The sequence below is a fragment of the Shewanella psychromarinicola genome, assembly GCF_003855155.1.
In the GTDB taxonomy this organism is placed as follows: domain Bacteria; phylum Pseudomonadota; class Gammaproteobacteria; order Enterobacterales; family Shewanellaceae; genus Shewanella; species Shewanella psychromarinicola.
Window position 1 is genome coordinate 5,049,443 of the sequence record NZ_CP034073.1, and the last position, 20,915, is coordinate 5,070,357.

The following is a 20,915-nucleotide window of genomic DNA, read 5'->3' on the forward strand; positions in this document are numbered from 1 at the left end:
TGTCCTTATTGGGCTTTTAAATACACACTGGGTTTAGTGCGGCACACCACCCACGCAGGGTAAATACCAGCCAAAACCGCGGTAGAAATCGCTATTAACGGGGTGATAAACCACATACTGACATCAAGTCCTGTCACACTTTGGTCCATGTCAAAATAGCTGTGCAACGCCGTCAACGAGCCCCACGCCCACAACAACCCGACCACGCCACCGATAAAGCCAATCATGCCCACTTCGACCATGTACTGACTAAAAATCTGTCCACGACTGGCGCCAATGGCACGGCGAACGCCAACTTCTGGCGCACGCTTTAAAAATTTGGTCAGTAATAACCCGAGGATATTCACCAAGCACACACTTAAAAACAGTAAGCTTAATCCGACTAATATTTTGTTATCTTTAGGTACCACATTATTGTCTTCAAGCCATTTGTCGATATCACTGATTTGCACAGATTCTGCGGGGGTTTTAGCGGTGTCAGTAAAGCGGCCAATGGCTCGTTGCTGCTCGACATAACGCGTTAACCAGCCGAGATAGCTTTGCTTTTTCTCGTCGGTAGCCAGCTCGGTCCAAAATTGAATCCACACTTTTTCAGACACTAATCGATCCTTGTAAGTCAGCATAGGTTCAAATTTCCAACCACTGGTATTGCCCCACACATCAAATTCTTCTTGGCCAGTTAACGAGAAAGGAATAAATATTTCTTCCGCGTCATTAAATGCGCCATTGAGAGGATCGTAGTATTTGGGCTGTGGATTCCAGTCATCAATCACCCCGACGATTTGGTAAGGTTTACGGTTTAAAAATACCGTTTTACCCACACTGTTTTTACCTTCAAAAAAGCGTAAGTTTAATTTTTGACTAATCACCACTTGATAAGCAGGGCGTAAATCGACGCTAGCATCCCAGTAACTACCATATAAAAATGGCACCGAAAAAATTCGGAAAAAGTCCCTATCTGTCACTCGAACACCGTTCAACACTGGCTCAATTTTTAGGTTGTCAGACTGCAGGGCTAAGCCAGTACGGTAAGTCGCTGCCTTAAGGCTTAATTCATTGTTATTACGCAAATTAATCGCATCGGTATAAGTGATATTTGCCATTAACTCATCCCACGTATCCAACCCTTGGCTCCATAACTGCACCGAGTTAATCACCTCACTGCGATCGCCCGCCGGATTATAAGACATGGTTTTGTAGACATTGAGCGTGGTGATGGTAATGCCGATACCAATCGAAATCGCTAACACCATTAACATTGATAACATTGGCGTTTGTCTAATGCTTCGCCACGCTAAATCGCAATAATAAAAAAACATCAGTATTCCCCTTAGCGGTTACGAGTGCCGGTGGCAGCGTGTTGATACATCGAAAAATCACATACTTGACCATCAACAATCTGAATATTGCGCTGAGCGCGGCGGGCCAATTCTGGGTCATGGGTCACCATGATAATGGTGGTACCGTTTTGATTGATATTTTCCAGTAATTCCATCACTTGGCGTGCCATTAAGCTGTCTAGGTTCCCTGTGGGTTCGTCGGCGAGTAAAAACCGTGGCTCCCCCGCTAATGCACGCGCTATCGCGACGCGCTGTTGTTGCCCGCCAGACAATTGGGTCGGTAAATGCTTCATCCGCGCACCTAAGCCCACTTGTTCAAGAGCCGATTCAACTCGGCGCTTACGCTCGCTGGCATTCATACCGCGATAACGTAATGGTACTTCGACGTTTTCGGCTAAATTAAGATCGGTGATTAAATTAAAACCTTGAAAAATAAAGCCGATTTTTTCATTGCGCACTTTGGCACTTTTGTTATCGCTTAAATTAGACACATTAACGCCATCAAGACGATACTCGCCAGCAGTAAACCCTTCTAGCAGACCAGCAATATTCAAAAAGGTGGTTTTACCCGAACCAGACGGACCGGTAACCGCGACAAACTCGCCTTCATTAACTTCAAGATTAAAATCGCGCAGGGCATGGGTTTCAACTAAATCAGTTTTGAACACTTTGCTGATGTTTTTCATGGATAACATAGTGACTTTCCTTGGTGAATTTGGGGTAACATCCCAGCGGCTATGGCTGTTGATGTAAATACGGTTGATGTAAATGCTGCTAATTCAAATTCTGTCGGTACTAATTCTGTTGACGCGATTTCTATTGACGCCAATTTGGTGGTGCAAATAACGCTAACTACAGCAGCAATTTAATTTGGCCGAATGTACTGATAGCAATATCGACACTGACTCTATGGCTATCACCCAATAATCGAGTGGAGACATGGCTACTCATATCAATTAATTGCAAACTCACAGATAGCCAATCGGTATGATTATCAATTCGATAGATAACCGCCACCACCAAAAGAAACAGGGCCGCTAGCGTAATAAGCTGTCTACGTTGTGTGAATGTCATGGAATATCCTTACTCTGTTGAGTGTTTCGTTATTTGCTTATTTGTCGACTCGCTTATCGGATCTGAATCTTGGGTTCATTTTTAAAGGTTTCGGTGCCCGATATCACCCACACCTCACCTTCTTCACCCCCTTCAAGCACTTCAACTTGGCTCATACTGCGTGCGCCAAGCTTGACCGTTTTATGGCGGGCAACAGACTCACTAACTTGGTAGGCCACTTCACCGCCAAGGTTGAGAAAATCACCGCGCTTTACCATCAACACATTGGGGCGATTTTCCAGTAATACTCGGGCAGATAAACGTTGGTTTTGGCGCAAAGATAAGGTATTACTATCGGCAAAACGCACTCTGGCAGTCACTTCACGGTTGCGTACTTCAGGTGATATTGACGACAATTGCCCTACCACATTGACGTTGCCAAAGCTCAGCTCAACATCCATACCCAGTCCCAACTCATCAGCATAAGACTCTGGCACAGCCAGTTCTGCTTCAAAGGCCGTTAAATCGACTACGGTTAACATCGGCTGGCTCGCGCCAATACGGGCCTTTTGCTCCACCAGCCAATTACCAATAATGCCGCTAACAGGCGCAATAATATTGAGGGCATTGGCTTGGCGGGTTAACTCACTCACTACCAGTGCTTGGCGTTGTACTTCAAGGGTACGGTTTTTAATTTCAAAACTGAGGGTGTCGCGCATCAACTCGACTTCTTGCTGGGCGTGCTTATGCAGTAATTTTGCTTTGTGTAAGTCATCTTTGCTTTTTTCAAAATCGATTTTGCTGATCAAACTCGACTCAATCAATTGATCGCCACGACGGCTTTCGCGATCAGCGGCTTCTAAATCCACTTTCGCCATGTCTAATATCTGGCTCACCCTAAGCTGCTCGCGGCGGGCATCCAACTTAGACCGCTCTAAATTACCTTGCATACCTTCAAGTAATGACTGCTGCTGTTGCAGCTCACTTTGCAAACGCGGGCTTTCAATCTTGGCCACCACTTGTCCCTGCTCAACTTCATCGCCGGGCAGACTGAGTAACGTCACCACACCTTCTTCAGTGCTGTATAAAATCGGCGCGTTAGCCGCCACAATTTTACCTGTGGTGGCGATATCACGAACCAAGGTGCCACGGGTTAGCGTTGCTAAGCGTAAGTCAGCACCATCAACTGAACGCACTGAGCTGTCATGGCCTAAACTTGCCCACACCAATGCACTCATCAAAATAGCACCGCAGCCTATTATCAAGGGTAAGCGCAACTTATTGCCTAATTTCGGCGCGATAACGGTATCTTGGCTACTTGTGTCTTTAATCATCTCTGTTCCCCAGTCGGTGCTGACAACACACACCACTTCACGTATATACCAAGATAAAGCACAAGCCATGCCAATAGTTACTTATTGTTATTTTTCATAATGATAAAGATTTAAACTGATGATCGAACACTCTAAAAGTGTCCGCGGACAGATATAAAAACTGTCCGGTTATAGAAAAGTGTCCGAGCGGACACTTTTTGTTTTATGGATATAGGGGGTTATCTACTTCGCGAACAGAAACGATTGATGCCTGTAGGTAATATATTTAATAGTGATTAAATCATTTTTGGTCAAAAGTGTGTTTAAGATATGGCCTGCGGCCACTAACGCTTAAGATCGCAAGGTTCCACCCTGCACGGGCCAAAAGGGGATCAACAGCAATCCCCTCTTGGATCACCCCTGCCGTTCCGGCAACATTTTCGCTGTTTAACCAAACAACAGCAGCGAAAAAATTGCGACGGAAATTGATCCAGCTTTAAACCGTATTTGTAGCCGTCTTCGGCCTTATTCGAAAATGCTAACGCTTCCGATGGGGCATCCCTTCCCCTCGAAAGCTAGCTGGCCGTCCATGGCCAGCTCACGTCATTTTCTTCAACGGCCTCAAGTCCAGAGTTGAATTTAGGCATTTTCAATCAAGACTTCTAAGTAAATTAGGGACAGAAATGTGCCAGTCATCAAAATCAGAAATGGACAAAAGTGAGTTTGAGGTATTAATTAACTCAGCTTACTTGGTATTGGTTTAGCTTGATTTATAACGTAGCTTCATTTGAACTTATTGCCTGCAGCATGCTGATGTGCAGATGATTAAGCGAGACGCCACGAGCACATCCCTGTGGGCTTAACCAAAACATCCCTGTTTTGGATACTCGCTGACTCATCTACACCTGTAATTTAACTCTCTTCGATTTAGCCGCATAGTTGTCTATAGGTAAAAGCTAAAGAGGAAAAGCTCAAATCTAATTAGCTGACTTACTTTGGTCGGATAGGCGACACCTGTTACCAAGTGCCGCCCTCCTAAGAACCGTACGTGCAACTTTCACTGCATACGGCTCAAGCCTCCGCTAAGGCGTGTTCTGTTACCCAGCACCCTATATCGCAGCCAAGACGGGTTCGAACCATGAGTTTCTACCTTCCTTTGCCCGCTTGCGCGTACCTAAGTAAGCTGCATATTCGGGGTCGTAAGGTGTCGCTGCACTCCTGATTTTCACATGTCTTTGTATTAGCGTTTGAGCTATTTGGACAAGGTTAAACCGACAATCCATGTTCGCTATTTTCTGCCAACCATGAAATTGCCACTGTCCCTTACCATCCAAATAATATTTACGCCTCACCCAGTCTTTACTTTTAGACGGATGACGCCTAACTGCCCAACGCCATAACAACCAGAAAAGTTGATGGCCTACATAACCGAAAACTTGCTTAGCAACACAATGGCGATAATAGTTCGCCCACCCCCTCAGTTTCGGATTCAGTATTTTGATTAAATCGTTAACGGGTATTGTTGGATGTTTTCTGATGAATTCACGTAAGTTGCTCAGAAATGACAGAACGTTGCTCTTGCTCGGTTTAATGAGCAGTTTGCCGTTGTACTTCCTGATATTGAATCCCAGAAAGTCAAAACCATCATTGATATGAGTAATGTGTGTTTTCTCATCAGAGAGTGTTAAGCCCCTTTCCTGTAGAAAGCCAATGAGTTGCGGCTTGATTTCATTAACTAGGACTTCTTGCGAAGAACCTGTGATGACAAAATCGTCTGCGTATCCGATAAAGTTGACTCTATTCCCTGTTTTACGGGCAATAGACTTAACCAACTGTTCTAACCCAGCCAGCGTGAGCAACATAAGCGTAGGCGATATGATCCCACCTTGTGGTGTTCCTTCAGCTGTTTTATAGAACAATCCTTTATCAATATAACCACATCCAAGCCATTGTTTCAGCATTCGTTTATCTAATTGAATGTTGTCGATAAGCCATTGATGACCAATCTTATCGAAACAGGCTTTGATGTCACCCTCAAGAACCCATTGGCTAGAGCGCTTCATACATAAACATTTGAAGCACTGTGCAATTGCATCTGCTGCGCTTCGATTAGGTCGAAAGCCATAGCTATTAAGGTCGGCTACCGTTTCCGAAATAGGCTCCAAAGCGAGAAGATGAAGCGCTTGCTGCGCTCTGTCTATCATGCAGGGAATGCCTAAAGGTCTGAGTTTGCCGTTTTTCTTGGGGATGTAGATACGCCTGAGCGGTTTGGCATGATAGCCTTTTCGACTCAGTTGATTGACCGCAGTCATACAACGAGCATCACTGTTCCAAATGATGCCGTCAATTCCTGGTGTTTTGCTGCCTTTATTTTGAGAAACTCTTTTAACAGCAAGCAATTTTGCTGATGTAGAGTGGGTGAGTATCCACTGCAACGCTTTCGCCTTGCCGTGTTTACCTTCTCGGGTTGCTTTTGCAATGCGCATTTGAAGCTTTAATACATGTTGCTTAACCACTCTCCAGTTAATGGATTGCCATTGAGCATTGTCAGGAGATGCACTAACTTCGTTTGAAGCCATCATTTGCGTTTATCCTTGAATAAAGTTCTTCAAATCATCTTGCAACGGGAGACCAGCTAGAAGTCAGCTCGCTTTCGCGCCAGATAAAATCAGTATCCGCATTATTACAATGCGGCATTCGCTTTTTTCTAACCTCCTTTACCTGCATTACTATCGGTAGCCTTCACAGGTCACTTTCCCCAAAGGGAGTGATACAGGCTTACCCTGTTCCGTATGTCGCGCAACGTCAGGTTAGATGCCCACTCTAGTGCGGAGAGTTATTTGATCACGAAAGAGCACTGCCCAATCTCTTTCCAACTCTCGTGCCTTTTGGCCACAGCGTATTAACCACTTCCGCTGATTCACGTATAACGCACCTTATATGGATTCACTTATGTTCATCGTACTGACACCCTAGCACTTACCCGATTGTGGTTATCAGGAGGAACGTCCTCTCACGATTTTGTTCCCATTCGGTATAAAACCGAATTTCGTTACATTGTCAGACTCGCTGCTTTATTCAGAGTCTTAGGGGCATCTGGTGATACAGATGGTTCACTCTTATCGCGGTGAACAGCGCTTCATACGACCTCAGGTCGCACGGGCATAAACGCTTTAGGACTATGACTCTAATCATGCTTGTTTGGGTTAGACGAAGTATGGCTGTTTTAAACTTTAGTAAAGCTTAATTCTAAAGTCCAGACGTCCTTTTTAGATGGATATTTTGCAATTCCTTGATAGTTATTTCTTCAAGCCAAAACTCAACTTCCCCTTGTGACTTGAGTATTTCATCTTCTGACAACAAAGTCTTAATGTAAGATAGGTATTTATCTACAGAAGTATTGCCTAGTTCTTTCGATACGATTAAGAGACTATAGGCTTTCATTATATTTTTCTCAACGCCCCATCCTCTATAGAAATGATTGGCTAATCTTTGCGTTGCTTCCGCATTACCATTTATTGATGCTCGCCTACAATACTCAAACGATTTTTTGTAGTCTATTTTCGTTCCCCAACCATTTGTATAATAATCACAGACTTTGAGCTGTTCTGTATCGTTATCTTGTGCGGCGGCCAAATGCCACTTAAGAGCTTCTTTATAGTTAATCTTAACGCCTTCTCCAGTTTCATATGCTGATGCCAAAAAGATCTGCGAAGGGCGATCTCCTAAACTAGCTCCAGAAGAAAAAGCTTCAAATGCTTGTATAAAATCAATCTTACCGGCTATCGAGCCATCTTTATGCATAATTCCGATATGAAAATGTGCACTACCAATGTCATATTTTGCAGCAAAAGAAAAAAGTTCAAATGCTGCTTGATAGTTTTTCTCTACTCCCTTCCCATATAAATAGAAAACCCCTAAAGATAATGAACAATAAGGATTTGTTCCCGCACAGACTTTTAATTTTTCAATATCTACCAGCTTGGAAGCAGCCTCAACAGTAACCGAAGCTGTGATTCCTTGACTGGACTCCTCAGCAGGAGGTTTATAGTCAGCTTCAACAACAGCGCTAAAAATGACTAAAGATAAAATAATATTTAAAACTTTGATTTTATTGTCTCCTCACGAAGTTAACAGGCTATCATCCAGCGTCTTGAATAAATATCTACTTCACTTTCATTAAATATATCAATGTAACCTATTGATGTAAATAGACTAATCCATCATCATCATCTAAGAATTCCAGGTTAGTCATTCCGCAAAATTGGACAAGAATATTTATAGGGTCTATTGCTACTACACATGGAAAATTAAGTTGTTGAAATATAGATGTTATATTTTTACACGCTAATTTATCGATGCCATTTGAGCTGATTTTTGCATCGCTAATAGTGGCCAATTCTTAGGGAATAATTATAACTGTACATTTACAGCTTGTAGGGAGTATGTCTGTAGCAGGATTTATTGAATAAATTAGTGACATTTAAAATCGGCTACTAACACATTTTGGGGCATAAACGTGTCAGATATACTGACTTTAAAAGGGACAAATTCAACTCTGAACTTGAGGCCGTTGAAGAAAATAGCGTGAGCCTGACAGGACGTCAGGCTAGCTTTCGTTGGCCAAGGATGGCCTATCGGAAGCGTTAGCATTTTCGAATAAGTCCGAAGACGGTTACAAATGAAGTTAAAAGCTGGATTAATCCCCATGGCGACCTTTTCGCTGTTTGAAAATGTTGCGGGGCGGCTGGGCCAATTTTTGATAAAGAGTAGAGTAAAGAGGGAACAGCCGTTGGTTTCCTCTTGGTCTGGTGTGGGCGAAGCGCCACGACGTTAGTGGCCGCAGGCCATAAGAAACAGTGCAAAACGCACCAGTTCAATAATCTACCCTCTTACTTTATCCAACGCCCCACAAACCGCATTAACGCCTTGAATCGCCCTTGGGGTGGCCCGATGAAGTAAATCGGCATCAAACTGATAAATATGCTGATTTTTTACTGCGGGTAATTCAGGCCAATCTGCCCAGTTGATGCCTAATACATTGCCTTCATCTTGGCTTTGTAAAATTACTTCGGCTCCAGTTAATAACACATTCTCAATACTGATTTGCGGGTACTCACTAGCAGCGTCATAAAACACATTTTCACCGTGGCACACTTCTATAAGGTGTTGGATCCAACTGCCTTTTGCAACGGTCATTAGTGGTGTAGACCATAACTGATAAAACACTTTGACTGCGGGTTTGGCTTGGTTTTTTAGCCTGATTTGGGCTAGTTGTTGACGATAATCTGTCGCCACTTGCTGCGCTTGCGCCTGGTGACCCGTCAGTTTACCGAGCGCTTCAAGATCAGTGGCCACATCGGCTAAGTTTTTAGGGTCGCTATTAAACAGACTAAAGCCTAAATCACGCAGCTGATTAATGTCGCCCTGTTTGTTGCCACTTTGCCAAACGATGACCAAATCTGGATTTAGCTCAATCACCCGCTCTATTTGAATACCATAATAGCCACCAATACGGGGAATATCTTTAGCCGCTGCGGGATAATCTGCATAATCAGTAGTAGCTAAAATTGACTCCCCAGCACCAATAGCAAACAGCATTTCAACCCCATGAGGTGACAAGGCAATAATCCTTTTGGCTGGTAGCTTTTGTTGTTGAGCTTGTACTGAAGTGAGTTCAGCCGCTGGTAAAATCAACGACACCGACAATAATCCAATGACAATGCTCAGCGATAAAAATAGACGCAACAAGATGTTTTCCTTAATGCCTGATGTTAATTAAAAGCGACTAATCAAAAGTGGTTAATCAACCAGTTTATCGGGCCAGCCATAGTTATCAATGTAATTTACTAAGTTTTGAGGCCGGTAACGGTCGTCATTTAACCAACGGGTTTTAACCGATTGATGGATCTGTATTGGCGAAAGCTCAGACTTAAGTGCTGGCTCAAGCACAGGGGCTACTTCACGGTGAAAACGCTTTTTGATCCGGTAAAAACTGCGATACGAATCTTCGATATCTGCCATAGGATTAGGCAACAATGTATCAGCTAAGTGCAATTCTACCGTTAAATCAAATGCCTTTGCTTGACTAATCATCCACTGCAATCCAATGTCCGACAAGCTACTACCGTCTGAATTGGGCGCAACACTACCACCAATATTACTGTGGGCGCCAGCAAACCACACTTGCTTAATATCAATGCCACTTCGGGGTTGCCAAAGTGTCGGCTCAAAGTCGCTGCGATGTTCATCAAGCGCTAAAGCATGACGCGCAACTTTCACATTGCGACCAAGTTTAGTGTCGTAAAACTCATCTTTGTCTTCAAACATGCCTAAAAAAGACAGCGGGATCCCCATGGCTCCGACTGTGTCCCACACGCCAACAAACGCTACATCACGTGATGGATGAGAATGCTGCTGACGAAACTGCAGCGAACGTTCACCAACTGGAGCGAAGGGTTTAGTTTTCATTTTATAGTGGTCAAAGGCTTGCTGGATAAGCTTGGCATCTGGCCGAGTAACAATACCGCAATTGTTAATTAGGCCACACAAACAACGCACTGTGTAAGCACCTCGACTAAACCCAAATAAATATATTTGGTCACCAGGGGAATAGTTTTGCACTATGTAGCGGTAAGCATCCATAATATTTTTATGCAGCCCTCGCCCCGTCGCGCCGCCAATCATCGAGTCATAGTAGGAACCAATCCCCCAATCGTAAAACACCTGCTGGGGCACACCATCATCGGCAATAGGCTTTATCGCTCTGGCGAGTTTAAGCACATTAGTGGCGTGATCTTTTTCAAGATCTTTTTCTGGCCGATTCCAGGTGCCATCGGCACAAATAATAATTCGTTTGTTCATATCAATCCCTGACAATCCAGTGTAAATAATCCCATAATGCATAATAGACTAAATGCCTATTTTCACCATCGTCAAAATAACCAATACTCGAAAGCTCACTTAATCTATTCGAGTAACTGACCATGCTAACAGCAGAACAAAGTGTGTTAATGATTGTGGACGTACAAGGTAAGCTCGCCCAAGTTATGCAGCAATCGGCCCCGCTACACCAAAAACTTGCGATATTAATTCAAGGTGCACAACTATTTGATATCCCCATTATTTGGTTAGAACAATTACCCGATAAATTAGGCCATACTAGCGAAGAACTCTCACAATTGTTGTCGCAAACCACACAACCCATAGCTAAAAAGCATTTTAGTGGCTGGCACTGTGAAGAAGTAAAACAACAACTTAACTCATTAAAACGTCACAACGTGATCCTAGCCGGTATTGAAACCCATGTTTGCGTTTACCAAACCTGCCAAGACTTATTGGCTAACGACTATCAAGTGCATCTTGTCGCCGATGCGGTGTCATCTCGGGGTACAGACAATAAAGTACTTGGAGTGCAAATGATGCTCAATGATGGCGCTAAACTTACCAATGTCGAATCACTGCTATTTGAACTACAGCATGTTGCCCAAGGTGATCGCTTTAAGGCCTTACTGAAATTGATAAAGTAGCCATAGGTTGCCAGTGTGGGTATGATGTTAAAATAAATATAACAATAACATCATACTGCTATGCACCCATTTGATCGGCCCATTATTATTTTATCCGCGCCCCGTTCTGGCAGTACCCTGTTGTTCGAGGTGTTATCAAAAAGCCAGTCAATATTCACTATTGGTGGGGAGAGCCATGCGCTGATTGAAACCATTCCCAAACTGAATGTTGCCTACCGTCAATTTAGTTCTAATGCCTTAACGGAACAGGATATTGATGCCGATTTACGTCAGCAATTATTGCACCGTTTTAGCGATGCGCTGCAAGATAACCAAGGCCATAAGCCCGAAAAAAATAGCGATGCGAGTATTCGTTTTTTAGAGAAAACCCCCAAGAATAGCTTACGAGTCGATTTTTTTAATGCGCTATTTCCTGACGCCTTGTTTATCTACCTCGTCAGAGAACCCAAAGAAAATATTAGCAGTATTATGCAAGCTTGGCGGGCGAATAAGTTTGTCACTTACCCTAACTTACCGGGGTGGGATAAACACAATTGGTCGCTACTGCTTCCAGAAAAATGGCAACAGTTAAATCAGCAACCATTGCAGGCTATCGCCGCATTTCAATGGCAAGCGGCTAATGAAGCTATTATGGATTCATTGCAAAAGATCGACAGCAATCGCTGGTGCATGGTGTCTTATGATCAATTAATTGCCAACCCTGCGAAAACCGTTAAGCAACTCTGTCAATTTACCGGTACGGATTTCGACCCAGCTTTAGCGCAATTATGCAGTAAGCCATTAGCGCATTCTCGCTACACCATATCGACACCCAAACCCAATAAGTGGCTCGAAAACTATCATGACATTGCCAAAATTTGGCCGAGTACTTCTACGACACTGAACAAAATCAATCATCATTTACACGAACGCGGTCATCCAATATATGACACTCAATGGCAGCAACACGACATTGCTGAGCCAACCGTGCCATTAGCAAAACCGCAAGCCGCACCATTAACAAAGCCATTAACAAAAGTCCCTATCTATAATAATGTGGCTCGTAACAGTCCCTGCCCTTGTGGGTCTGGCAAACGATTTAAACAATGCCATGGTGCGTTAAGCTAAACAGCAGAGAGCCAAATTATGAAGTTACCCCATGAGTTTTATCAGTTACCTTTTAGCTTTGATGTTGGTCAATTAACCAAAGAGATCGAGCAATTTACCGAATCAGATTGGGTGACTCATCATGAAGGTTTTCAAGGCAATTCTGCCATTCCGTTAATCTCGGTCAACGGCGAATTTAATAATGACTTTAAAGGGCCAATGAAGCCCACATTGGCGCTAGATAAAAGCCCTTACATCAAACAAATATTAGCCTCATTTGGCGAAGTACTCAGTCGTTCACGCTTAATGCGTTTATCCCCTGGCGCACAAGTACCACTGCATTCAGACATCAATTATCATTGGTATAAACGCGTTCGCGTACATATTCCTATTACCACCACCGAACAAGTACAGTTTTTTTGTCATGACAAACAAGTCCACATGGGTGCGGGGGAGTGTTGGATTTTCGACTCTTGGAAACATCACAAAGTGGAAAATAACAGTGACCAGTATCGAGTGCACTTAGTGATAGACCTTGCTGGTTCAAGCCAATTTTGGCGCACTGTTTTTCAACACTCTCGCTCAATAGTAGACGATCAATCAACCGCATTAAGCAGTCAATTCGTCGGCTTTAACCCAGACTTACCTGCAACATTCATCACTGAGCAATTTAATTCCCCGCTGATCATGCCTGCGGCAGAGGTTGAATATTTAACCAATGAGCTGTTAACTGAAATTAATCACAATGCCCAAAACACAACTGAAGAAGTGAGTGCATTTAGGTTGCTGATGGCTGAGTTTGTTGCCGATTGGCGGGTGTTATGGCTGCAATTTGAGTGTACTAAAGCCGGTTGGGCGCATTATCATGCCCTGCGCCAGCAAACCATGGTCAAAGCCTCCCAATGCGCTAAATCGCTGCAACTAATGCATTCGGGCTCGGCGATAAAAGCCTTCGAACAATTGGTTGTCGTGGCGTGTATGAATATTGAACTAAGCGAACAATATCAAGGTAGCAACAAATCGGCAGCCGCGACACCTAACGTCGTCGCCAAAAGTGGCGTTGGTAAAAATCACCCCGCTAAAGCGGCGACGGCAACAACCGCCAGTCCTATCGCGGCACCACAATCACGCAACAGTCCTTGCCCATGCGGCAGCGGCGAACGCTATAAAGCCTGCCACGGTAAAGTGAGTTAGCATTAATCCTAATCAGATAAAATGGCGCCTTATTGGCGCCATTTTATTAACCAAAAAATTGCTGCGATGCTTTTTTGGCAATCGCATCAAGTTGCGCAATTTCCGCCGCAATAAAAGGCTGGTACTTAGCAGCCTGACCAATAGCCTTAGGGTTCATAGGCTGCCTAACCTGACTGGCACTGGGCGTTAATACGGCGCGATCTGACTCATAAAAAGTAAAGCATTGCGCCTGAGTAGTTAAGCCACAATAGTCCAGCATGCGCTGAATTTGCGAGTCTGGTTCACGCACCAGTTGCTCAAAACACACATGTAATATCTCGTTCGGGTACAGTTTGTCCCAATGCGCCATGATGTCTAAATAATGCTGCCAGTAACTGGTTATTCCCGTAAACGAATACGAATAATCGTGACCAAAACTGAAAAACTGCTTAAACACGCTCAAACCATTGTCGACCGTGTTACGCACCACGTTAATAATTTTTGCTTGGGGAAATAAGCTTTTAATGAGGGCAATATGCAAAAAATTATTCGGATTTTTATCAATCACATAAGTCGGTGCCTCGGTAAAATAATGATCCACTTCGGTTAAATAACGTTGGCGGAACTGCATAATCTCATTAGCAGAAAGCTGGCTTAATTGAGATTGATAACCGCCCGACATGTCCATTTGTAGCGCAAATCGCTCCATAAATGGTAACTCATCGGTAGCACCTACCTCACTATGACAGGCTAAAATCTGTTCAACCAAAGTGGTGCCAGAACGCGGCATCCCGACAATAAAAATGGGCGTTTGGCCAGTTGTCGGTAAACTATCAATATGTGGCGACGGAGTATGTCCAAGTAAAGACAACACAATTTTAGCGAACAAAGGCTGCTTAAATGGCCGATAAACCGCCATAATTTGATTGGCTGATAACATCGACTCACAGGCTTTATCGATTTGCTGATGTTGTTCATAGGCTTTACACAAGGCGAAATAAACTAACGCCTGATTTTGCTTACTGAGCGACGCGTCCGAAGCAAAGTGTTGTAATAACGCTAAATCATTAGCGCTAAATCGATACTGCTTTAAATCAGCTAAGCTCCAATAGCCAACACCGACTTGCTTTGGGCTTAATTGAATATACTGATGATAAAAATTAGCCGCGCGCTCAGTATCACCTTTCGCTTTATAAATATGACCTAAATTGAGCTGCACCGCTGGCTCTTCAAAATCATGTTCAACACACCATTCAAAACTGTGTTCAGCTAATGCCATATCGGCCACTTTAGTCGCGACTAGCCCCAGTTTATAACGGTATTGGCCGACCTGTTGTTGCAGATTAATTAACTGTTCTAAATAGCCTTTAGCCGAGAAAAAGTCTTGTTTCACTTCAGCTATAGCCAGTAACCCCGTCAACACTGAAACCGTATGAGGTTCAATCGATACAGCGCTAACAAAATAGCTTTCGGCTTGGGCATATTGTTGCTGCTGTAAATGAATGTGGCCTAATAATGCTAGGGCGCCAACGTGCCTATCATCACGCTTAACCACTTTACGAGCATATATTCTGGCCGACGAATAATTTTTAGATTTAAACAGCGATTCCGCTTGGCTCAAATATTGATTAATAATACTCAAACGAGGGTCCTTTTCTTATTATTAGTTTATGAGTCCCAATAACATTAACATAAAATACCGCTATTTCTGACTAGGGCATCAGCGCATATTGAACGAAATAATCAACTTAAGCGTACAATGACTACATGCGTTCCCCATTTACGCGAAACAAGTGAGTGATGATGAAAAATAATGAAGCCAAAGTGCCAACTAGCCGTTTATCTCGATTATCAAAAATGGGTGGGCTGGCTTCACGCCTAGCGGGTAACGTCCTGTTTGAAGGCGCAAAACAGTTTAGCCAAGGCAAATCACCATCAATGCAACAACTGATGATGACCCCAACCAACATTGGCCATGTAGCAGACAAGTTGTCACAGCTGCGCGGCGCCGCGATGAAAGTGGGTCAAATGTTGTCAATGGATGCGGGCGATCTCGTGCCTCCCGAGTTAGCAGACATATTCGCAAAACTGCGTTCAGACGCTAAAGCTATGCCACATAAGCAATTAACCCATTTATTAGTTGAGCATTGGGGCCCAGACTGGCTTGCTCCGTTTGCTCAATTTGAATTACGCCCATTTGCCGCGGCCTCTATTGGCCAAGTGCATTTAGCCTATTTAGAGACTGGCGAAAAACTGGCAATCAAAATTCAATACCCAGGTATTCGAGACAGTATCGACAGCGATATCGACAACGTTGCCACATTATTAAAAGTCTCACGCCTTATTCCGGCAAACGTTAAACTCGATACCTTATTGGCTGAAGCTAAAGCGCAGCTGCATAACGAAGCAGATTATCACTTCGAAGCACAACAAATAGCACTTTATCAGCAGCAATTGGCTGACGACCCAAGCTTTATTGTGCCCAAGGTGTATAAGCAACTCAGTAATGACAGTATTTTGTGCATGCAGTTTGTCGAAGGGGTGGCCATTGAGTCATTAGCACAATCACCACAAGAGGTGCGGGATCAAATTGCTACCACGCTAATGGCCTTGTGCTTTAAAGAGCTATTTGAATTTAAATTAGTCCAGTCTGATCCTAACTTTGCCAATTTTCAGTATCAAAAAGATACTCAAAAAATCGTTCTATTCGACTTTGGCGCTACGCGAGCGATCAGTGATACGTTATCAGATGGCTACCTAGAGCTCATGCTAGGAGCCGCTGATGAAGACAAGACTAAAATGACGGCTGCAGCCAAGCAAATTGGCTTTTTTCAAGATCAAATTGATCCCGCCCAGCAACAATTAATTATTGATATTTTCTATCAAGCTTGCGAGCCACTTCGCTTTGACGGGGATTACGACTTTGGCGCAAGTAATTTAGCTAAACGCATTACTCAAGCAGGTAAAGTCATGAGTACCCAACAAAATGAATGGCATACCCCGCCAACCGATGCTATTTTTATACATCGAAAATTGGCAGGTATGTATTTACTGGCGGCAAAACTTAATGCCAAAGTAAACGTAGCAACATTATTTTCTGTTTATCAAACCTCAAATTTGAGCTTAACTAAGCTCAATGTTAGACAATAAAAACACATCAATAAGCTAAACCCGTCGTGAAGATATAGATGGGCCTGATAACCATTGAATTCAGTTGAGTTCATACAAGGAGAGTTACTATGTTTAGTCACATTATGATCGGCGTTAATGACATCCAAACATCAAAGAAGTTCTACGATGCAATTTTAGCAACATTGGGCCACGCCGCTGGCAAGATTGATGACAAAGGTCGGTGTTTTTACATGACGCCAACGGGTATATTGGCATTAACTAAACCCATTAATGGTGAGTCAGCATGTCATGGCAATGGCACGACTATCGGTTTTGCCGCTGAAACACCCGCATTGGCTGATGCATGGCATGCTGCAGGTGTAGCCAATGGCGGCACAGGCTGTGAAGATGCGCCTGGGGTACGCTCAGGTCCAGCGTTTGACTTGTATTTAGCTTATCTTCGCGATCCAGATGGTAATAAAGTTTGTGCCTTGCACAGAGTGGCTAAAGCCTAAGTCGTTTTGGGTCTATAGCCTGAGCTTGCGATGAGAGAGCTTTTTAAAATATTATCCCGGCGGTGTTTATCCGCGGGGATTTTTTTTGACTATTTATATCCTATGTCAGCAAGTGTCTCCAAGGTGATAGGAACTAATACCAAACCTGCAATGCACTTATAGATGCATCACAAACCGCTACGGGGTAAAATAGCGACCCTTTTGTACTGTGAGTGTGTGTAATGGCTGTTAACGACCCGTATTTTATTCCTTTTAATCACAGTATTGCTGAGCACAGCCAGCCTGAGTCGTTTACCTTTCCGTTCTATTATCAGCCACACCCAATATGTTTGCAGGCTGCTGAGCAGTTGCAACAAGACTTACTTATATCAAACCCTTGGCAACATAACTTTGGCTTAGACAGCGTAAACGATCGCGGTATGGTGATTGGTAAAATGTTTGGTGTGTTGGTGGTAAAAAATCCTCAAGGGAATATCGGTTTTTTAGCAGCTTTTTCGGGTAAATTGGCTGATAAAAATATCTTGCCACCGTTTGTGCCGCCAGTATTTGACATGCTAACCCAAGACAGTTTTTTTAGTGCCGAGAATAAACAGATTAATCAAATTAATCTGTCGATTAGTCAGCAACAAGCCAATCCATTACTGGCGACGCTAACCGCGAAATCACATCAGCAACAACAGCAATCTGCCACCGAACTTGAGCAGCAACGCGGTTTAATTGTGGCAAGTCGCAAACAACGAAAAATAGAGCGTGAGCAAGCAGATTCGGCATTAGCGCTATCAAACATAAGTGCCGATGAGTATAAAAGATTGTCGATTGAGTTAAGCCGTCAAAGCGTGCAGCAAAAGCACCAGCTTAACGGGTTAAAGCAACAATGGCAGATTCTAATAGACGCGACACAATCACAACTCGGTAGCCTGCAACAACAGATTAAGCAGCTTAAATATCAGCGTAAACAACTGTCTAATGGCTTACAAAAAAAGCTATTTGCCCAGTATCAATTTTTAAATACCTTAGGTGAAGCGCGGGATTTAAACGATATTTTTAATGATGCTCCCAATCATTTACCGCCCGCTGGGGCTGGCGAATGTGCTGCACCTAAGTTGCTGCAATATGCGTTTAGCCATCAATTAACCCCCATTGCCATGGCGGAGTTTTGGTGGGGGTCATCACCTAAATCTGAAATCAAACAACATCAAAACTACTACCCTGCTTGCCACGGAAAATGCCGCCCGATTTTGACTCATATGTTAACAGGCATGCAGGTTGATGATGACCCGTTACTGATTAATCCAGGTAAAGACTTACCGATTGATATTATTTATCAAGATGAGACGATGGCCATTATTAATAAACCCGCTGAACTGTTATCGGTTCCGGGTAAAAACATTACCGACTCGGTATTTAGCCGCATGCAGCAACAATATCCTAATGCAACCGGGCCATTAATTGTCCATCGCCTCGATATGTCGACCTCTGGTTTAATGGTAATAGCGCTCACCAAAGAGGCCAATAAAGCCCTGCAACAGCAGTTTATTCAGCGCGTTGTCACCAAACGATATATTGCCCTCATTGAAGGTGCGCCGGACCAAGATGAGGGCGACATTAGCTTGCCGCTTAGGGTTGATTTAGACGACAGGCCGAAGCAACTCGTGTGCTATGAATACGGTAAGCATGCCGAGACATTTTGGCAGGTGTATCAACGTCAAGGAAAACGCACTTTACTGCATTTGTATCCTAAAACAGGTCGCACCCACCAGTTGCGCATCCATTGCGCTCATCATGACGGATTGCACATGCCGATTGTGGGCGATGATTTATACGGGGTTGTCGCTAATAGACTGCATTTGCACGCCCAGTATTTAGGCTTAAATCACCCGGTGAGCGGCGAAGCAATGGTGTTTGAAGTAAAAGCCGATTTTGAATAATGGCTTAACAGCAAAGCGCTTTAGTTTATTGCCCACAGCACTAAGCCCACAGCACTAAGCCCACAGCATTAGGCCAAAGCACTAAGCCAAAGCATTAAAAACAGCAAACCGATATTGGGTCAGCAATATCGGTTTTCATTGTTAACTCGCCTTGATGATGACTTACGCTAACTAGAACTGACGAGGCTGCTCTTCTAAATGCATTTGCTCAACCAAACCTTGACCGGTTCGTTGCTGATACTGAGATTCAGCTTGCTGCATTCTAGTGCGACCGTTGGTGAGCATATTTTGACCTTGTTCAATGGAACTCTGGCCTTCTGCTAGGTTGGTATTACCGTCTTCGATAAGTTCTTTACCGTCTGCATACATGTCGTCGGCATCTTCCCAAAGATCGGCAATATCGTCTAATCGTTCAACTAATACCAGTGCTCGTGCGCCATTTTGAGCACCGTTTAACGTGCTCGCCATCAATTGAAATGCAACACGGTGTTGTTGTGCCGCTTCTTTGGCAACGATAATCAGCTTTTCTCCTTCACGGATTTTCGTATTACCTTTGCCGATCAAATTCCGGCCATCAACTAACAAGCTGCTGCCATTTTTAACGTCTTTTTGACCTTGTTCCCATTGCTGGGACAAGTCGAGGTGTTGCTCACCTTCAGCTTTCACTTTGGATGCAAAATTATTTTGCGTTGCTGCACATCCAGACAGGCAAACAACACTCACAACCAACAAACTACACAGCACAGCTCTCATGTAAACGCCTCTTTAAATGTGGTGGAGAAAGCGGCACAATTAGATAACCTCGTCACTAAAATAGCAAGTACTGAGACGGATTAAATTTGGTTAATAAAGAGTTAATTGAATAGCGCTGATCGCCTCTAGAGATAGATAAACGTAACGTTTGTTCTCTCTAATATAGAACCACTCTCCGTTAAGCGTAACGGACGCTACACATCATTTATATTGCCCCATAAAAATGGGTTAGCTTATTGTTAAGCTAACCCATCATATTATTTATCGCTTAATCGTTATGTCTACAGCTCAAACAATACATCGGTGCGGATAATGTATTTAATCCCTTGATAAATCGGTTCAGAGCTATGAATACAATGCAGCGGATGCATACCGTGAGGGAAACAAAGCACACTCCCCGCTGGGGTTCTGACATCCACGGTCTTAACATTATCGCCGTGTTTTGCCGGTAAGTTAGGGTTATCCGCATTGACTAAAAATCGGGTGGCACCACCTTCAAAGTCTTCAGTCAGTAAGATTAAAAAAGTCAGCTGACTGTAACGATCGCCAAAAGCATCTCGCACTAATTCACCGTCTATCACTTGGCTGCCTGGCCACGAACCATCTGAATGCGGCTTAAAGAAATCGCCTTCGTTATAACGGTAAAAACGGAAACGGTTATTTAATCCTAAGGCGGCTTTACCATCAAAAATGCCTAAGGTGTCATCCATAAGATGCTTAACCCTATCCCAAATGACTTGCTCAGTGGTGTTATCAACCACCCAAGTTAAGCTGTCGTTATGACGAACATGACGAGGCAGTGACACTGCGGCATCCGGTAAAAAGCCCATCGTCTCGCTGGCCGAAATTAACCGTTTACACTCATCGGCCGACAACACATTGAGTAATTGAAAAGCACCAGGCACTTCGGCTAACATTTTTTTGCTCACCTTAGTTCGCTCTGTTTGCGTCAGCTCTGCATCGTTAAGCTCTGCGATATTGGCTTGATAATTAGCCCACGTTGGCAACGCCGGATGCTCTGCGCCGGGTTCACGTGCCACCACAAAATAAGCTGAATTTTCACTTGTTGTGTTCATTTTTTTATACCTTTAACCATAAAATGGGCCAGCGATTG

The 20,915-nt window shown here is 43.7% G+C and carries 17 protein-coding genes and 1 pseudogene; 6 read left to right on the forward strand and 12 right to left on the reverse strand.

The window, feature by feature from the left end; all coding sequences use genetic code 11:
• Window positions 1–5: 5 nt before the first annotated feature.
• The 9 genes and pseudogenes from EGC80_RS21930 to EGC80_RS21970 all read right to left on the reverse strand — a co-directional run bounded on the left by EGC80_RS21930 (window position 6) and on the right by EGC80_RS21970 (window position 10,570).
• Complete coding sequence (locus EGC80_RS21930) at window positions 6–1,319, reverse strand: ABC transporter permease (RefSeq protein WP_124014019.1); 1,314 nt, start codon at window positions 1,317–1,319, stop codon at window positions 6–8.
• An 11-nt stretch (window positions 1,320–1,330) separates the two neighbouring features.
• Window positions 1,331–2,035 (reverse strand): ABC transporter ATP-binding protein, encoded by a 705-nt coding sequence (locus tag EGC80_RS21935; RefSeq protein ID WP_124014018.1) that lies wholly within the window; start codon window positions 2,033–2,035, stop codon window positions 1,331–1,333.
• A gap of 157 nt (window positions 2,036–2,192) precedes the next feature.
• Window positions 2,193–2,414, reverse strand: a complete 222-nt coding sequence (locus EGC80_RS21940) for a hypothetical protein (RefSeq protein WP_124014017.1) — start codon at window positions 2,412–2,414, stop codon at window positions 2,193–2,195.
• A gap of 53 nt (window positions 2,415–2,467) precedes the next feature.
• Window positions 2,468–3,727 carry an efflux RND transporter periplasmic adaptor subunit gene (locus tag EGC80_RS21945; protein ID WP_124014045.1) on the reverse strand — a complete coding sequence of 420 codons (1,260 nt, stop codon included), beginning with the start codon at window positions 3,725–3,727 and terminating at the stop codon, window positions 2,468–2,470.
• A 1,088-nt stretch (window positions 3,728–4,815) separates the two neighbouring features.
• Window positions 4,816–6,288, reverse strand: coding sequence for a group II intron reverse transcriptase/maturase (gene ltrA / locus EGC80_RS21950; RefSeq protein WP_124012858.1), 1,473 nt, complete (start codon window positions 6,286–6,288; stop codon window positions 4,816–4,818).
• Window positions 6,289–6,955: 667 nt separating this feature from the next.
• Window positions 6,956–7,510, reverse strand: a complete 555-nt coding sequence (locus EGC80_RS21955) for a tetratricopeptide repeat protein (protein ID WP_124013704.1) — start codon at window positions 7,508–7,510, stop codon at window positions 6,956–6,958.
• A gap of 48 nt (window positions 7,511–7,558) precedes the next feature.
• Window positions 7,559–7,816: pseudogene (locus EGC80_RS23080) on the reverse strand (SEL1-like repeat protein); the annotation flags it as partial.
• Window positions 7,817–8,590: 774 nt separating this feature from the next.
• Window positions 8,591–9,460: a cobalamin-binding protein gene (locus EGC80_RS21965; RefSeq protein WP_372491513.1), complete on the reverse strand. Its 870-nt coding sequence runs from the start codon at window positions 9,458–9,460 to the stop codon at window positions 8,591–8,593.
• A 48-nt stretch (window positions 9,461–9,508) separates the two neighbouring features.
• Complete coding sequence (locus EGC80_RS21970) at window positions 9,509–10,570, reverse strand: DUF2235 domain-containing protein (protein ID WP_124013702.1); 1,062 nt, start codon at window positions 10,568–10,570, stop codon at window positions 9,509–9,511.
• Window positions 10,571–10,692: 122 nt separating this feature from the next.
• Between EGC80_RS21970 and EGC80_RS21975 the strand changes: the two genes are divergently transcribed.
• The 3 genes from EGC80_RS21975 to EGC80_RS21985 are packed head-to-tail and all read left to right on the forward strand — an operon-like array spanning window position 10,693 to window position 13,515.
• Complete coding sequence (locus EGC80_RS21975; protein ID WP_124013701.1) at window positions 10,693–11,235, forward strand: hydrolase; 543 nt, start codon at window positions 10,693–10,695, stop codon at window positions 11,233–11,235.
• A gap of 60 nt (window positions 11,236–11,295) precedes the next feature.
• Window positions 11,296–12,342, forward strand: a complete 1,047-nt coding sequence (locus EGC80_RS21980; protein ID WP_124013700.1) for a sulfotransferase family protein — start codon at window positions 11,296–11,298, stop codon at window positions 12,340–12,342.
• A gap of 18 nt (window positions 12,343–12,360) precedes the next feature.
• The gene (locus EGC80_RS21985; RefSeq protein ID WP_124013699.1) at window positions 12,361–13,515 is read left to right on the forward strand and encodes an aspartyl/asparaginyl beta-hydroxylase domain-containing protein; all 1,155 of its coding nucleotides are present in this window, start codon (window positions 12,361–12,363) and stop codon (window positions 13,513–13,515) included.
• 46 nt (window positions 13,516–13,561) lie between these two features.
• On the opposite strand, the gene EGC80_RS21990 is transcribed toward EGC80_RS21985, so the two are convergent.
• The gene (locus tag EGC80_RS21990; protein ID WP_124013698.1) at window positions 13,562–15,136 is read right to left on the reverse strand and encodes a tetratricopeptide repeat-containing sulfotransferase family protein; all 1,575 of its coding nucleotides are present in this window, start codon (window positions 15,134–15,136) and stop codon (window positions 13,562–13,564) included.
• 161 nt (window positions 15,137–15,297) lie between these two features.
• On the opposite strand from EGC80_RS21990, the gene EGC80_RS21995 reads away from it, so the two are divergent.
• The 3 genes from EGC80_RS21995 to EGC80_RS22005 all read left to right on the forward strand — a co-directional run bounded on the left by EGC80_RS21995 (window position 15,298) and on the right by EGC80_RS22005 (window position 19,048).
• The gene (locus tag EGC80_RS21995; protein ID WP_124013706.1) at window positions 15,298–16,644 is read left to right on the forward strand and encodes an ABC1 kinase family protein; all 1,347 of its coding nucleotides are present in this window, start codon (window positions 15,298–15,300) and stop codon (window positions 16,642–16,644) included.
• An 89-nt stretch (window positions 16,645–16,733) separates the two neighbouring features.
• Complete coding sequence (locus EGC80_RS22000; protein WP_124013697.1) at window positions 16,734–17,120, forward strand: VOC family protein; 387 nt, start codon at window positions 16,734–16,736, stop codon at window positions 17,118–17,120.
• 221 nt (window positions 17,121–17,341) lie between these two features.
• Window positions 17,342–19,048, forward strand: coding sequence for an RluA family pseudouridine synthase (locus EGC80_RS22005; protein ID WP_124013696.1), 1,707 nt, complete (start codon window positions 17,342–17,344; stop codon window positions 19,046–19,048).
• A gap of 171 nt (window positions 19,049–19,219) precedes the next feature.
• Here the strand turns inward: EGC80_RS22005 and EGC80_RS22010 are convergent, their stop codons facing one another.
• The gene (locus tag EGC80_RS22010) at window positions 19,220–19,801 is read right to left on the reverse strand and encodes a hypothetical protein (protein WP_101032610.1); all 582 of its coding nucleotides are present in this window, start codon (window positions 19,799–19,801) and stop codon (window positions 19,220–19,222) included.
• Between the two features lie 281 nt (window positions 19,802–20,082).
• Window positions 20,083–20,877 carry a 2OG-Fe(II) oxygenase family protein gene (locus tag EGC80_RS22015; RefSeq protein ID WP_124013695.1) on the reverse strand — a complete coding sequence of 265 codons (795 nt, stop codon included), beginning with the start codon at window positions 20,875–20,877 and terminating at the stop codon, window positions 20,083–20,085.
• Between the last annotated feature and the right edge of the window lie 38 nt (window positions 20,878–20,915).